The sequence below is a fragment of the Sporosarcina sp. P16b genome, assembly GCF_002743065.1.
Lineage (GTDB): Bacteria > Bacillota > Bacilli > Bacillales_A > Planococcaceae > Sporosarcina.
In genome coordinates this window covers 49482-65166 of the sequence record NZ_PDYO01000001.1, presented here as the reverse complement: position 1 = coordinate 65166, position 15685 = coordinate 49482, and the positions used below count along the sequence as shown (strand labels likewise).

The window sequence follows — 15685 nt, the reverse complement described above, 5'->3', positions numbered from 1 at the left end:
TAGAAAAACAGCTTCCACAGTCTTAACGACATGTGGAAGCTGTTTTTAATGGTCTAATTCTATCAACAAGTCTCCTGATGAGATGGAATCCCCAGGACCTGCATATATAGCCTTGACTACTCCCGCAAATGGAGCTTGAATCGTAGTTTCCATTTTCATAGCCTCTGTAATTAACAAGTGCTCGCCGCGTTTTACTTTCGCGCCAATTGAAACTGCAACTTGTAAAACAGTTCCTGGCATAGTAGCTGCAATGTGCGTTTCATTTGTCGGATCGGCTTTTTGCTTTGTATCATCTCTTGTTTCCACTTGGAAATCTTGGATAATGATCTCACGTGACTGTCCGTTCAGTTCGAAATACAGCGTGCGTGTTCCGTCAGGATTGGGTTCACCGATCGACACCAATTTGACGATAAGTGTTTTACCGAACTCAATCTCAATCTCGATTTCTTCACCTAAACGTAAACCATACAAGAATTCTGGTGTATTGATAACAGAAACATCATCGAACTGCTTTCTCACTTCGATATATTCTTCAAAGACTTTCGGATACAAAACGTAAGCGAGCGCATCATGCATTGTAGCGGGCTTCTCCATTTTTTCCGTCAACCTTTTTAGAACGTCTTGGAAGTTTACTGGTTCTAGTAACTCACCCGGGCGTACAGTGATCGCTTTGCGCCCTTTCAATATTACTTCCTGTAACTCTTTCGGGAAACCACCATATGGCTGACCAATTGAGCCTTCGAAAAACTCAATAACGGATTCTGGGAAATCAATAGTTTGTCCTTTCGCAATGACCGTATGCTCGTCCAATTCATTTTGCACCATGAACAACGCCATATCCCCTACTACTTTCGATGATGGTGTCACTTTGACAATATCGCCAAAGAGGAAGTTCACGCGGGAATACATTTTTTTCACTTCTTCCCAGCGCTCTCCAAGACCTACTGCTTTTGACTGCTGTTGTAAATTCGAATATTGGCCACCAGGCATCTCATGTACATAAATTTCTGAGTGTGGACTGTTCATGCCACTTTCAAAAGGTTTATAGTATTTTCGCACATCTTCCCAGTAATGCGAAAGTTTCTCTAACGACTCTGTATTTGCACGTACATGACGTTCACTGTTTTGCATTGCATACGCAAGTGAATTGGCCGAAGGTTGTGAAGTCATTCCCGCCATTGAACCAATAGCTGTATCGACAATGTCCACTCCCGCTTCTATCGCTTTGGCGTACATATAAATACCATTGCCGCTCGTATCGTGTGTATGCAAATGAATTGGCAGACTTGTTGACGCTTTCAATTCTGATACTAAACGATAAGCTGCTTCAGGCTTCAGCAATCCTGCCATATCTTTGATCGCCAATATATGAGCACCAACTGATTCGAGTTCTTTTGCCATTTCTTTGTAGTAGTTGACTGTATATTTAGCACGATTGTCGTCTAGAATATCACCTGTATAACAAATTGTCGCTTCTGCAATCTTTCCTGTTGACCGTGTTTCGTCAATTGCAACTTCCATACCTTTGATCCAGTTCAAGCTATCGAAAATACGGAATACATCTATACCTGATGCAGCCGATTCTTTTATGAATTCGCGAATGACGTTATCTGGGTAGTTTGTATAACCAACTGCATTGGCTCCTCTGAAGAGCATCTGGAATAAGACATTAGGTACTTGCTTACGTAATTTCTCGAGTCGATCCCACGGACTCTCTTTCAAGAAGCGGTATGCTACATCAAATGTCGCGCCTCCCCACATCTCAAATGAGAAAAGATCAGGTAATAAATGAGCACTTTCAGTTGCAATCTGCGTTAATTCTTTTGTTCTCATACGCGTAGCCAATAAAGACTGATGTGCATCCCGGAAAGTAGTATCTGTCAGCAGTACATCGTCTTGCTTTAACACCCACTCGACTAACCCATCTGCTCCTTGCTCGTCCAAAATTTGTTTTGTTCCCTTTTGTATCGGCATACTATCATCAATTTTGGGTATACGTACCGGATGCAACACAGGACGTGTTGAGTCATCGATACCAGGGAATCCATTAATGGTAACGTTTCCAAGATACGATAAAACTTTCGTGCCTCTATCATGTTTCTTAGCAAACGCAAATAATTCTGGAGTTTCATCGATAAAGCTCGTATTGTAATTGCCTGATAAAAAGTTTTCATGACATACGACATTTTCAAGGAAAGGTATATTCGTTTTAATTCCACGTATTCTGAACTCTTTCAAATTTCTGTGCATTTTACTTGCAGCATCCCCAAAGGTCGAACCCCAAGTTGAAACCTTTACTAATAAAGAATCATAGTACGGGCTAATCACAGAACCTTGATACGCATTGCCTGTATCCAAACGAACTCCAAATCCGCCACTTGAACGATAGACCATTACTTTTCCTGTATCAGGCATAAAGTCATTCAACGGATCTTCCGTTGTAACACGTGATTGAATAGCATAACCAAATAACGGAATATTTTGTTGCGCTGGTATGTTCACTCGTTCGGAATGAAGGGATTCTCCTGCAGCGATAAGCACTTGTGACTGCACAATATCAATTCCTGTAATCATTTCAGTGATTGTGTGTTCCACTTGAATACGCGGATTGACTTCAATGAAATAGAAAGAATCATCAGCTACTAAAAACTCCACAGTACCCGCATTGATATAGGATACATTTTTTGATAGTTTAACAGCAGCATTACAAATCTCATGGCGTAGTTCTTCAGTCAATGAAATAGAAGGAGCAATCTCTACTACCTTTTGGTGGCGACGTTGAATAGAACAATCGCGTTCGTACAAATGGACTATCTCCCCATATGTATCACCTAGTATTTGTACTTCAATATGTTTTGGGTTCGTAATGTATTTCTCTACATACACTTCATCAGAGCCAAACGCTGATTTCGCTTCGGATTTCGCTCGGTTATAAGCCTCCTGCACTTCTTCCGGTGATTCGACGATTCGCATACCACGACCACCGCCACCTAACGAAGCTTTAATAATAATCGGATAGCTATGCTGTTCGCCAAATGCCGCAACCTCCTCTACGGAAGTAACCGGTCCATCGCTTCCTGGTATGACTGGGATATCAGCTAATATTGCTTGCTCTCTAGCTTTTACTTTATCACCGAACATTTCTAAATGATTAGACGTCGGCCCAATAAAGATAATTCCTTCTTCTTCTAGACGTGCTGCAAACTGAGCATTCTCCGCTAAGAATCCGTAACCCGGATGAATTGCATCGACATTTGCTTTTTTTGCGATGTCGATTATCCCTTCAATATCCAAGTATGCATCAATTGGCTTCTTACCTTCACCCACAATAAACGATTGATCAGCTTTGTAACGATGTAGTGAAGCACGATCTTCAGCTGAATAAATTCCAACTGTCGCGATCCCTAATTCTGTACACGCTCGAAAAACACGAATTGCAATTTCGCCGCGATTTGCGACAAGTACTTTCTTAATCTCTCTTTTCTCCACTAACAAATCAATCCCCTCTACTCTGATCTCTCATATTTTACAAACATTGAAACGTTCATCAAAATACCTAGCGCAATCGACAAGAACACAACAGATGTACCGCCATAACTAATAAACGGCAATGTAACGCCTGTTAACGGAATTAATCCTGTCAATCCACCTAAGTTTACCAGTGTTTGAATAGCAATCAAACTACCTACACCAGCTGCGAGCATTCTTGCATGTGCGTCTTTTGTACGCAGTGCAACCGTAAACGCTCTCATCACGATGAAAAAGAGACCTCCAAGAACAAGCGTCGTTCCAAGCAGTCCAGTTTCTTCAGAGATTACTGCCATGATAACATCAGTATGTGGCTCAGGTAAATAGCCAAGTTTCTGAATACTGTTTCCGAGGCCTACACCTTTGAGCCCTCCAGCACCAATTGCAATGTATCCATTGACAATTTGCAGGCCTGAACCTTGTATGTATTCAAAGGGATCTGTAAAAGCAAGAAAGCGTCCCATACGCGAAACAGTCATGACCGTATCCCACTTAATCCACAGAACAATCCCGATTAACACGCCTAGCAAAGCGAAAAAACGACTGATGATTAGATAGTTCTTCACTTGCATTCCGCTTGCCATGATGACAGAAATAGCAACAAGGAATAAAATCATGGTGGCTCCAAAATCCGGTTCCAATAGTACTAATAAAAGAGAAGCTGTTAAAACAGAAAATGTCGGGAAAATAGTAGTTTTGATTTCATCCAATGTACCTGCATAATATTTATTCGCAAATACACCTGAGAAATATACGATAAATGCAATTTTTGCTACTTCTGTCGGCTGTAAGTTCCCTATTCCAAACGGTAATGAAAGCCAACTCTTCGCCCCTACAGCATCACCAAATCCGATGAACTTTACAATGACCAGTAAAGTAAACATGACGATTAGCGTACTATACAAGAACTTCTTATTTCTATAATGCCGGTAAGGAATAATGGACACCAACAGAAACGCTGGTATGGCAATGGCTAAGTTCGTTACTTGTTTCCTAAAGAAATGGGATGGTTCAAAGTTATAAATATTCATAGCCCACACCATACTTGCACTGTAAATCATAATCAGCCCAAATAAAGAGAGCAGTAAATAGACAAAAAATAATGGATAGTCAAAATTGCGTAAAATTCGATTCATATAAGTCTTCATTTTCATTGTACCTCGTCGTCTTAAATAAAAAACTCAAACTGTTGGAGTAGTTTGAGTCTTCCATTTATTTATTTGTATACAGTTCGTGTAAAATATTTAACTCTTTTTCGAGAACAGAGATTATTTCACGGCCTTTATCTTGTTCGACTAGTCCGAGCTTCACAGCAAAATCAATCTCACGGGATAATCCGTACATTTGCGTATCGAGTACTTCCTCATATAGTGGACATTGCGGCATCGTTAAATTATCCATTTGAACTTTGATTAGCTTTGCAATTTTCTCTGCATCGATTTGCAGTTGTTTCATGGCCTGTTCTTTGTACGTATCTTGAACTTCTATTTCCATGGAGACGCCCCCATTATTCATTATTCCCGCAAGGTGTTAATGTCTAAATTGTATCTTTTGCTCTTACAAAATGCAAGCGTTACCCAATGAAAAAAACGAACTGAAATGAAATCCTTTTCACTTCTTCTATGAAAAGGTATACTAAAACTAGTGACTATCGATTGAGGGGGATATATTTTGGAACTTATTATACCAATTACCGGAAACGTGAAACATGCAATTACATTAGATCCTACTGTTTGGATATTTGATGATCGCCGTATTGATCTGGATGAATTCTTCTCAGAGGATTTTATTGAAAAAGATGAAATGGAAGAGTATAAAGAAAGAATGGGTAAACACTGGTCTAGAGAAATCATGGAAGGTGCCACGTACCCACCTACTTTAAAAAGTGAAAAAAGATATGAAAAAGATAAAATGTTGTCAAACAGCTTCGGTATTGTATTGAAACCATTCATACACAATGCTGTTCCATCTGCAAATGCAACAACATTTACACTCATTACAAAAGACGAAAAATACACGTATCCACTTGAGGAAGCAAACAACGTCATTTTCAAATTCAGTCATAATGGCAAACCTCTTCGAGAAGACGGTCCTGTACATGTACTGTTTAAAGACGGATCGAATCAAGATTCACCGATTCGTTATGTCCAGGCTATCCAAGTGGATTGAAGGAGAAATTCCAATGCGCGTTAAATGTGTCATATGTGACCAAAACGATCAATTAGAGGATGATAATCCGCTTGCCAAGAAATTACGAAACCGGCCTATTCATACGTATATGTGCCCTACTTGTAGAGAGCGGATCAGTAATTTAACAGAGAAGCGTATTGCAACTGGCAACTTTGTTTTCCACCGCAGCTCAGATCCGACTGAAAAAGATTTTTAATCGAATAAAAAAGACTCCGTTACTCAGTAACGGAGTCTTTTTTGTGTTCATTCATTCGTCGAACACGATAGATAATAAGAATAGCAGCAGCCACAAACAGTCCTTCTACGATTGGAAGAAAGAAAGCTAAGAATGTTAGTATGATACATCCAATAAATAGGAACGTATAAATGATAACGTTTCGACCAAAGCCAATCTTCCTTGCAAATCCAAGCTTATACACAATAGCAGACATGATGAAAACGAGCGCAAACAGAATATAGCCGGCTGTCGTGAAATTTGGCGCATATTCATAAATAATGCGAGCGGTTCCCGACAACCGATTGTAGACCATTTCTGAATCTTCTACTCTCATTCCATACATTCCCTTCTATCTTTATTATTCGCCAAGTTTTTTCTTTTTATTTATACGTTCGCGTTCATTTTTGTCTAGAACTTTTTTACGTATACGAATAGATTCTGGTGTAACTTCACAGTACTCGTCATCAGCAATATATTGCAGTGCTTCTTCAAGCGACATAAGACGTGGCTTTTTCGTTGTAACAGTTTGGTCTTTCGAAGCTGAACGGACGTTAGTAGCATGTTTGATTTTCGTTAAGTTAATCGTCAAATCGCTATCACGGTTACTTTCTCCTACTACTTGACCAGCATAGATTTCTGCACCTGACTCCACAAACATGGTTCCACGGTCTTCAAGTTGCATAACACTATAACCAGTTACTGTTCCATTCTCCATAGACACAAGAACTCCGTGACGTCTGCCACCGATTTTACCAGTAGTAACTGGTTTATAGCTGTCAAACGTATGGTTTAAGATTCCGTATCCACGAGTCAATGTAAGGAAGTCTGTTGTATAACCGATCAATCCGCGAGCGGGTACCAAGAAAATTAAACGCACTTGGCCGTTACCGTTATTGATCATATCCAACATTTCACCTTTACGTTCACCAATAGATTCGATGATTGATCCAGTATGTTCTTCCGGTACATCAATTTGAACGCGTTCAAAAGGCTCGCTACGCTTGCCATCGATTTCGCGAATGATAACTTGTGGCTTAGAAACTTGAAGTTCGAAACCTTCACGACGCATATTTTCGATAAGTATAGACAAGTGAAGTTCTCCTCGTCCAGATACGATCCATTCGTCCGGAGAATCTGTTTGTTCCACTCGTAATGAAACATCCGTCTCAAGCTGTTGATCTAAACGCTCTTGAATTTTACGTGAAGTGATCCATTTCCCTTCGCGTCCAGCGAACGGACTGTTATTAACTAAGAAACGCATTTGAAGCGTCGGCTCATCGATGTGGAGTGCAGGAAGCGCTTCTTGATGATCAGTTGGACAAACTGTCTCACCGACATCAATGTCACCCATTCCCGAAACGGCTACGAGGTCACCTGCGTACGCTTCTTCAACTTCGACTCTTTTCAAGCCTAGGAAACCGTATAGTTTTGTTACCCGTAATGTTTTTACAGATCCATCACGCTTAAGAACTGCGACTTGCTCTCCAACTTTCATCGTTCCACGGAAGATACGTCCGATTCCGATACGACCAACGTAATCATTGTAGTCCAGTAGAGATACTTGGAACTGAAGTGGTTCGTTGCGATTGTCGATTGGTGATGGAATGTTTTCCAAAATGGATTCATAAAGAACACGTAATGTGTCTTCTTGTGTTTCAGGATCTGGAGAAAGACTCGCAGTACCATTGAATCCTGAAGCATAAACAACCGGGAATTCTAATTGTTCATCATTCGCATCAAGTTCGATGAATAATTCAAGTACTTCGTCTACTACTTCTTCCGGTCTTGCGAAATCACGGTCAATTTTATTTACAACAACAATTGGCTTTAGGTTTGTTTCCAGAGCTTTTTTCAGTACGAAGCGAGTTTGTGGCATACAACCTTCGAATGCATCAACAACTAAAATTACGCCGTCTACCATACGCAAGATTCTTTCTACTTCGCCACCAAAGTCAGCGTGACCTGGTGTATCCAAGATGTTGATTTTTGTGTCATTATATTCAATAGCAGTGTTTTTAGCTAGGATCGTAATTCCTCGTTCACGCTCTAGTTCGTTTGAGTCCATTGCGCGGTCATCTACATGTTCATTCGACCGGAAAATACCGGATTGTTTTAGTAATTGGTCGACCAATGTCGTTTTACCATGGTCTACGTGGGCAATAATTGCAATATTTCTAAGATCAGTACGTTCGTTTGTCATTTTTTCACTCCGTTTATCTTTATTTCAGATGTTCAACTGTGTTATTATAGCACAAGATAGTCTAATTAAATAATATTTTAATTTATATGGAGGGATTTTTTTGAAAGACATTAAGTGGATTTTCGTAATTTATTCACTCGGTGCCGTACTTTCCATGTCCGCAATTGGTATTGGAGTAGGTATGCGTAGTCTATTCGTTGTTGTCCTTGCCATTGTCGCCCTTATTTTAATAATGGGTTACGGATTTAAAACGAAAGCACGTATGCGTAGAGAAGGCACGCTATAAATAACTCAAAGGGACTGTATATTAAACCGTTTTGGTTTAACAAACAGCCCCTTTTTTATTTTAGTCGGATATATTTCGATAAAATCTCTTCATGTAATCCCGGACGTGTGACAATAAATGTGTCAGATCCGAGTAGATGTGGTCTCACACCTTCTAAGTTCGTTGCTACAGCTCCTACTTCTTGCGCAATGACGATTCCCCCAGCTATATCCCAAGGCGCCAGCCGCATAGAAATATACGCGTCGATTCTTCCCGACGAAACATATGCTAGCTCAATCGCAGCCGAACCATATGATCGTGTCCCACGGCAACGTGTGACGAGCTCAATAATTTTTTCATTTTCCACTCGATGATTTGGCGCAACCCAGCTAGCATTGATGCCGATGATCGCTTCTTCAAGTGGTGTGATTTCCAGCTGGGGTAGACGCTCATCATTGAAATAAGCACCTTCACCTTTCGCTGCATGGTATAACTCATCCCGCATTACATCATATATGTAGCCCAGCATCCCCACGCCGTCTACATAAATCCCCAAGGAAATCGCAAAGTTCCTTCTCTGATGGATAAAATTCATCGTTCCGTCAATTGGATCAAGGAACCAAATTATTCCGTCAAGCGAAGATATCTTATCTCCAAATCCCTCTTCCGAAACCATTTTATGCTCAGGAAAGTCTTGTTTTACCCGTTCTACAAAAAAGCTTTCCACTTCTTTATCGATATTGGTAACTAAATCATTAGCGTCTGCCTTTGAATCGATGTCAATTGTACTAAAAAAAGACACTCGTATTTTGTGGCCAGCCTCTTTGATTAACGATTTCGCATATCGATCTATCGCATTAAGATTCATTCTGCCACCTCTTCCCATTCCGACTATCGCTAGTATAACACAGAGGCAACGGAACAAAAGAGATAACAGTGATAGGATATTAAGTAAAAAGACACCCCGTCACATTTCCTTCAATTTCTGAAGTGAATGGGGATGTCTTTTATTAAACCATGCTTACATCGAAAAAACATTAAGTGTCTCCATTTCATTGTGAATTTCCGTCAATCGTAGTTTGCTTTTATCAACTTGAACTGTGTCTTGGTCTTGCAGTGCGTCGTATAGAGTAGCTAATTCATAATCCAATTCCAATTGTAAAGTTCTCACATATTCTCTCTCAACATCTTCTTTTCGGATAAAATGAACGACCTGTTTCATAAGTAGCACCCCTTTTAAGTTAATATTTGACTCCAACCGTCTTATTAGTAAGATATGCGAAAATTCCGACTTTTAGTGGTTAGAAGCCTTGTTATTTTAAATTATTCCCCAATTACTGATAAGATAAACGTAGTCACTACAAACTGGAGGAGATTTTCTTGTTTCAGTCTTATTGGTCATCAAATGATTTTGACGTTTTTACCATTGATGGCTTGGATAATCGCATGAAAGCTTTGCAGGAAAAGGTACAACCGAAATTCATAGAATTAGGAAATCATTTTGCACACCGCCTTTCCGCCCACGGTACGGGTGAGTTTTTTCCACATGTTGCAAAACACGCGAGGCGAACTGTCAATCCGCCACGGGATAGCTGGGTAGCATTCGCTCCCGCTAAGAGAGGCTATAAAGCGTTACCTCACTTTCAGATTGGCTTGTGGAGCACTCATTTATTCATTGTACTGGCAATTATTTATGAAAATCCCGATAAAAAAGGGATTGCTACACGTTTAGAAAAAGACTTGGAAGTTATGACTTCCCTACCAAAAGATTTTATAGTTTCCGGAGACCATATGAAGCCAGAAGCCGAGCATATTAGTGAAGCAGGTGTAGAAGGTCTCGAAAAATTGTTGGATCGTCTACAAACGGTGAAAAAAGCGGAGTTTTTAGTTGGTCGTCACCTTTTAAGAGATGAAGCATCCAAAATGAGTGAAGAGCAATTTTATGAGTATGCAGAGGATACGTTCACGAAGTTATTGCCTGTTTATGACGTAGTTATTCATTCTTTAGATTGAAATAAAAATTGCATGTGGGAACACACCATGGATCGACATACTAGGCGGATGCTTCCACGTTCGATCAACAGTGCGTTTTGTAAAAGGCCTATTAGGAAGTGAAATCAAAGCAAAAGACACCTTTTAAAATGGGTGTCTTTTGCTTTGATTATTTTTCACCTTTAGCAGTTCGCCTGGTTGGCTCTCTTTTGCCGCTTTCACTACGCGAAATGCAACATAGTCACTGCTTTCCTCAAATTCCTTGCATAGCGTTTTTTCTTCGGCCATGGATGGAACAACACTTTTGAAAGCTCGATAATATCTCATGAATTCGTCTCGTTCGATACTCGATTCATAGGCTTGCTCTACTTTTGTGAAAAAATCAATCACCTTCACGATCTCTTCTGTTGACCAATCCGCACGTAGTGGATATTGATAACCTGCCATTTACTTCTCTCCTTATCCGACACTCCATTTTTTTCGAATAGTTATTGCTTCTTTTTTCATTCGTTCAAACAATTCATCAACGCTTGGAACATCTTCAATCATACCCGCTACTTGGCCACCCCAACCAAAGCCTTGATCATTCATACCATCGTGAATGAATTTACAATTTGCTTCCCCGCTAATAAATGCTTTCAGTCCTTCGTAACCAACATCTTCCGCTTCCAACTTCAGAATCTTCTCTGTCCAGTCATTCGTCAATGCACGAGCAGGTGCACCAATCGTGCGTTTGATAATCGTTGTATCTTGTTCACTGCTCGCTAAAAGAGTTTCAAGATAAGCAGGTGATGCATCCACACATTCCTTTGTCGCTATGAAACGAGTACCCATCTCGATTCCTTCTGCCCCTAGTGCTTGTGCTGCCATCCAGCCCCGTCCATCACCAATACCACCTGAACCAATGACCGGTATACTAACAGAATCTACAATCCTCGGAATTAAGACCATCGTACCTATATCGTCACGGCCTAAATGCCCTCCACCTTCTTGTCCAACCGCTATGACAGCATCCGCACCAATCTCTTCGGCTTTTTGCGCTTGTCTTCTAGCAGCCACCAACACCATCTTCTTGACGTTAGTACCGGTTAACATGTCAAAAAGCGGCGCGGGATTTCCCCCGGTAACCGATATAATATCGATCTTTTCTTCTAATGCAGCTTCCACCATCGCTTCGTAGGATCTACCATGATTACCAATTGCAAAATTTATACTGAATGGTTTATCTGTCTTTTCGCGAACTTTGCGAATCTCTTCTTTCAATGCGTCAGGTGAAGTCAAGCTCATCGCTGTAATTTGGCCAAGTCCACCCGCCTCCGAAACGGCAGCAGCAAGGTCTGAATAAGCCAGATACGCAAGTCCCCCTTGCACTATTGGATATTCAATTCCAAACAGTTTTGTCACTCTAGTTTCCCACATGAAAATCCCCCATTTTTCATAATGTAAAAAGACCCATGAGAAAAAATCCCATGGGCTGTTCAATTCTAGCTGTTTTATTTCATCATCATGTGAATCGGCTTACCAAGAGCTACTTCTGCTGCTTCCATAGAAATCTCACCGAGTGTAGGGTGAGCATGAATAGTCATAGAAATATCTTCAAGAGTCATACCCGCTTCAATCGCTAGACCAAGCTCTGCAATCATGTCAGAAGCATTTTCCCCAACGATTTGAGCGCCTAGTAATAAACCGTCTTCTTTGCGACCGACAAGCTTCACGAAACCTTCTGTAGCATCCAATGAAAGGGCACGGCCGTTAGCTGCAAACGGGAATTTACCGCTTACTACGTCATAACCTTCATCTTTTGCTTGTTGTTCGTTTAAGCCTACAGTTGCCAATTCCGGATCGGTGAAGCATACAGCTGGAATAGCCATATAATCCACTTCAGATTTTTCTCCAGAAATAGCTTCCGCTGCAATTTTCGCCTCGTAAGACGCTTTGTGCGCAAGCTGAGGTCCCGCTACGATATCACCGATTGCATATACATTCGGTAGATTTGTACGGCATTGCTTGTCCACTTCGATCAAACCGCGGTCAGTCATGTTCAAGCCAAGACCTTCCAAGCCGATTTCATCTGTATTCGGACGACGGCCCACTGTTACCAGAACGTAGTCCGCTTCAATTTTTACTTCTTCACCTTTAGCTTCGTATGTTACTACGACGCCGTCTTTCGTTTCTTCAACGCCTTTAGCAGATGCTTTCACAACTACTTCAACGCCTTTTTTCTTCAAGCCTTTTTTAACGATTTGCGTCATTTGTTTTTCGAAACCAGCAAGGATATCATCCGCGCCTTCAAGAATAGTTACTTCAGATCCTAGATTAGCATAAGCAGATCCAAGTTCTGTACCAATATAGCCGCCACCAACAACGACAAGCTTTTTCGGTAATTCTTTCAAACTTAAAGCGCCTGTAGAATTGATTACACGGTCTGTAAATTTGAATGAAGGGATTTCAACTGGGCGTGCACCCGTTGCGATAATAACGTTGTTGAATTTATATGTTTGAGCAGAGTTGTCTGTCATGACACGTACAGTGTTCGCATCTACGAAATACGCTTCACCTGCAACTGTTTCTACTTTATTCCCTTTAAGCAAACCTGATACGCCGCCAGTTAACTTAGAAACAACACTTTCCTTAAATTTCATAGCTTTAGAAAAGTCTAGTTCGACAGATTTCGCAGTGATTCCCATACCATCTGCATTCTGAGCATCCACAAAGCGATGTCCAACAGAAATCATCGCTTTAGAAGGAATACATCCAACGTTTAAACAAACACCGCCGATTGTATCTTTTTCTACGATGGTAACTTTTTGACCAAGTTGAGCTGCGCGTATTGCCGCTACATATCCCCCTGGGCCTGAACCTACTACAAGTGTGTCAACTTCAATTGGAAAATCTCCTACTACCATTGCTTTACGCCTCCATTAATAAAAGTGATGGATTACTTATTAATTCCTTAAGATAGTTTAACGCTAATTGCCCCGTTACGCCATCAATCACTCTGTGATCAAATACTAATGATAATGCTAACATAGGTGCAGCTACAATTTCACCATTTTTTACAATTGGTTTTTCAGAAATTCTTCCGATACCTAAAATAGCTACTTCTGGATGGTTAATAATCGGTGTAAACCACTGTCCACCTGCGGAACCAATGTTCGTGATCGTACATGATGCACCCTTCATTTCCGCCGCTTGAAGTTTTCCATCGCGCGCTTTTCCAGCTAGCTCATTCACTTCATTCGAAATGGCAAACATGGACTTGCGATCAGCATTCTTAACAACTGGTACCATTAGACCGCGATCTGTATCTGCTGCAATTCCGATATTGTAGTAGTGTTTTTGAATTAATTCCTCTGTCGCATCGTCTAGTGACGTATTCAGTTGAGGGAACTCACGCAATGTGGCTACGAGCGCTTTTACTACATACGGAAGATATGTTAACTTCACATCTTTCTCTGCTGCAATCGCTTTAAATTCTTTCCGATGTGCAACAAGTGCTGTAACATCTACTTCATCTAACAGTGTAACATGTGCTGCTGTGTGTTTTGAATTTGACATTGCTTTTGAGATTGCTTTTCGCATAGGAGACAGTTTCTCACGAGTCTCTGGGAATTCACCTTCAAAAACAGGAGCTTTCTTCTCTGAAGTGCTAGGTGTTTCCTCGGTCGGCTGCGATTGGGTCGTTTCTTCAACCGATTGTTGTTGATCTCCCGCTTTAAATGAATCTATGTCTTCCTTTAATACACGGCCGTTTTTTCCACTCCCAGCCACTTGCGCTATCGTTACATCTTGTTCACGTGCATATTTACGAACGGATGGCATCGCGATTACTCGGCGATTTTCATCTACCTCACTAGTAGTTGTCTCGATGTTTTGTTCTTTTTGCGGTTCTGTCGATTGCTGCTCTTCAGATGCCTGTTCAGGTTTCTTGGAATCTACACTACCAAGTGCTTCCCCTACCTGTTCATGAGATTTTTCTGCACTTGCTTCTTCAGAAGAGTCCGCACTTTCTTCATCGTCTTCATGATCTGGAATACCGTGATCTGGTGCATCAAAACGCACTAATTTATCTCCAACAACTGCTACCGTACCTTCAGTAACATAAATTTCTTCCACTGTACCTGATACAGGTGATGGAATTTCAACTACGGATTTATCATTTTGTACTTCTAATAATGTATCATCTTCTTGGATTTCATCGCCCGGTTTTACGAACCACTTAACGATCTCCCCTTCGTGTATACCTTCACCAATATCTGGTAATCGAAATTCATAAGTCACGTAATTCACCCTTCCTGGATTGTCCAACAGTTATTTAGAATGTTAGAACTTCTCTTGCTTTCGCTGCAATGTCTTTGGCATTAGGCAACCATGTGTTTTCGCCCGCTGCAAAAGGATATACCGTGTCTGGTGCAGTCACACGCATCACTGGAGCTTCTAGACTCAAAATAGCGCGTTCAGTAATTTCAGCTACTACGTTAGCAGCAATTCCCGCTTGTCGCTGCGCTTCTTGTACGACGATTGCGCGGTTTGTTTTTTCAACAGATTGTATAATTGTTTCTATATCGAGTGGCTGAATCGTACGTAAATCGATTACTTCCACTGAGTAATTCTCTTTTTCAAGCGCTTCAGCAGCTTTTAAGCTTTCCTGCACCATTGCACCGTACGTGACAATGGTCAAATCTTTACCTTCACGCTTCACATCAGCTTTGCCTAAAGGAATAGAATATTCTTCTTCAGGAACTTCTTGTCTGAATGAACGGTAGAGTTTCATATGTTCCAAGAAAATTACAGGGTCATCACTTTTGATTGCAGAGATAAGCAATCCTTTTGCATCATACGGAGTCGACGGGATAACGACTGTTAAACCAGGTTGTGATGCTACTAAACCTTCTAGGCTGTCCGCGTGCATTTCAGGAGTGGCTACACCTCCACCAAATGGCGCACGGATCGTAATCGGCGCATTAAAATGGCCGCCTGTTCTAAAGTTCATTCTCGCAATTTGTCCACTCACTGAATCCATTACTTCAAATAGAAAACCAAAGAATTGAATTTCCATAATGGGACGAAAGCCAGTAAGTGCTAGTCCAATTGCCAATCCACCAATACCAGATTCGGCTAGCGGCGTATCAAAAACCCGCTCCTCGCCGAATTCTTTGTGGAGGCCTTCCGTCGCACGGAAGACACCTCCGTTTGCGCCTACGTCTTCACCGAATAGCAATACGTTTTCATCTGTCTTTAGCTCAGTACGAAGCGCATCTGTAATCGCTTGAATCATTGTTAATTCTGCCAT

Annotated in this window: 16 protein-coding genes; 4 read left to right on the top strand and 12 right to left on the bottom strand. The window is 41.1% G+C overall.

Annotated features, from left to right (window positions below; translation table 11 throughout):
* Positions 1-45 precede the first annotated feature (45 nt).
* The 3 genes from CSV77_RS00330 to CSV77_RS00320 all read right to left on the bottom strand — a co-directional run bounded on the left by CSV77_RS00330 (position 46) and on the right by CSV77_RS00320 (position 5022).
* Complete coding sequence (locus CSV77_RS00330) at positions 46-3489, bottom strand: pyruvate carboxylase (protein WP_099671903.1); 3444 nt, start codon at positions 3487-3489, stop codon at positions 46-48.
* A 17-nt stretch (positions 3490-3506) separates the two neighbouring features.
* Positions 3507-4676: an FtsW/RodA/SpoVE family cell cycle protein gene (locus tag CSV77_RS00325; protein ID WP_099632360.1), complete on the bottom strand. Its 1170-nt coding sequence runs from the start codon at positions 4674-4676 to the stop codon at positions 3507-3509.
* 64 nt (positions 4677-4740) lie between these two features.
* Positions 4741-5022, bottom strand: coding sequence for an Fpa/YlaN family protein (locus CSV77_RS00320; protein ID WP_085133128.1), 282 nt, complete (start codon positions 5020-5022; stop codon positions 4741-4743).
* 177 nt (positions 5023-5199) lie between these two features.
* Between CSV77_RS00320 and CSV77_RS00315 the strand changes: the two genes are divergently transcribed.
* The gene (locus CSV77_RS00315; protein ID WP_099632361.1) at positions 5200-5697 is read left to right on the top strand and encodes a hypothetical protein; all 498 of its coding nucleotides are present in this window, start codon (positions 5200-5202) and stop codon (positions 5695-5697) included.
* A 13-nt stretch (positions 5698-5710) separates the two neighbouring features.
* The gene (locus CSV77_RS00310; RefSeq protein ID WP_085133126.1) at positions 5711-5914 is read left to right on the top strand and encodes a YlaI family protein; all 204 of its coding nucleotides are present in this window, start codon (positions 5711-5713) and stop codon (positions 5912-5914) included.
* 19 nt (positions 5915-5933) lie between these two features.
* Here CSV77_RS00310 and CSV77_RS00305 read toward each other — a convergent pair whose 3' ends face one another.
* On the bottom strand, positions 5934-6269 hold the full coding sequence (locus CSV77_RS00305; protein WP_369802708.1) for a YlaH-like family protein: 336 nt from the start codon (positions 6267-6269) through the stop codon (positions 5934-5936).
* A gap of 24 nt (positions 6270-6293) precedes the next feature.
* A complete protein-coding gene (typA, locus tag CSV77_RS00300) occupies positions 6294-8135 on the bottom strand; it encodes a translational GTPase TypA (RefSeq protein ID WP_099671902.1) in 1842 nt (613 codons plus the stop codon).
* Between the two features lie 100 nt (positions 8136-8235).
* On the opposite strand from typA, the gene CSV77_RS00295 reads away from it, so the two are divergent.
* The gene (locus CSV77_RS00295; protein WP_099671901.1) at positions 8236-8421 is read left to right on the top strand and encodes a YlaF family protein; all 186 of its coding nucleotides are present in this window, start codon (positions 8236-8238) and stop codon (positions 8419-8421) included.
* 55 nt (positions 8422-8476) lie between these two features.
* On the opposite strand, the gene CSV77_RS00290 is transcribed toward CSV77_RS00295, so the two are convergent.
* Together CSV77_RS00290 and CSV77_RS00285 are read right to left on the bottom strand one after the other, a co-directional pair.
* The gene (locus tag CSV77_RS00290) at positions 8477-9268 is read right to left on the bottom strand and encodes an inositol monophosphatase family protein (RefSeq protein WP_099671900.1); all 792 of its coding nucleotides are present in this window, start codon (positions 9266-9268) and stop codon (positions 8477-8479) included.
* A 153-nt stretch (positions 9269-9421) separates the two neighbouring features.
* On the bottom strand, positions 9422-9622 hold the full coding sequence (locus CSV77_RS00285; protein WP_099671899.1) for a hypothetical protein: 201 nt from the start codon (positions 9620-9622) through the stop codon (positions 9422-9424).
* Positions 9623-9780: 158 nt separating this feature from the next.
* Between CSV77_RS00285 and CSV77_RS00280 the strand changes: the two genes are divergently transcribed.
* Positions 9781-10413: a YktB family protein gene (locus tag CSV77_RS00280; RefSeq protein WP_099671898.1), complete on the top strand. Its 633-nt coding sequence runs from the start codon at positions 9781-9783 to the stop codon at positions 10411-10413.
* 123 nt (positions 10414-10536) lie between these two features.
* On the opposite strand, the gene CSV77_RS00275 is transcribed toward CSV77_RS00280, so the two are convergent.
* From CSV77_RS00275 to CSV77_RS00255, 5 genes are all read right to left on the bottom strand, one after another.
* Positions 10537-10839: a UPF0223 family protein gene (locus tag CSV77_RS00275; protein WP_099671897.1), complete on the bottom strand. Its 303-nt coding sequence runs from the start codon at positions 10837-10839 to the stop codon at positions 10537-10539.
* A 12-nt stretch (positions 10840-10851) separates the two neighbouring features.
* A complete protein-coding gene (locus tag CSV77_RS00270; protein ID WP_099671896.1) occupies positions 10852-11811 on the bottom strand; it encodes an NAD(P)H-dependent flavin oxidoreductase in 960 nt (319 codons plus the stop codon).
* A 74-nt stretch (positions 11812-11885) separates the two neighbouring features.
* Positions 11886-13298, bottom strand: coding sequence for a dihydrolipoyl dehydrogenase (gene lpdA, locus CSV77_RS00265; protein ID WP_099671895.1), 1413 nt, complete (start codon positions 13296-13298; stop codon positions 11886-11888).
* A gap of 4 nt (positions 13299-13302) precedes the next feature.
* Positions 13303-14673, bottom strand: coding sequence for a dihydrolipoamide acetyltransferase family protein (locus CSV77_RS00260; protein ID WP_099671894.1), 1371 nt, complete (start codon positions 14671-14673; stop codon positions 13303-13305).
* A 34-nt stretch (positions 14674-14707) separates the two neighbouring features.
* Entirely contained in the window at positions 14708-15685 is a 978-nt protein-coding gene (locus CSV77_RS00255) for an alpha-ketoacid dehydrogenase subunit beta (RefSeq protein ID WP_099632372.1), read from the bottom strand.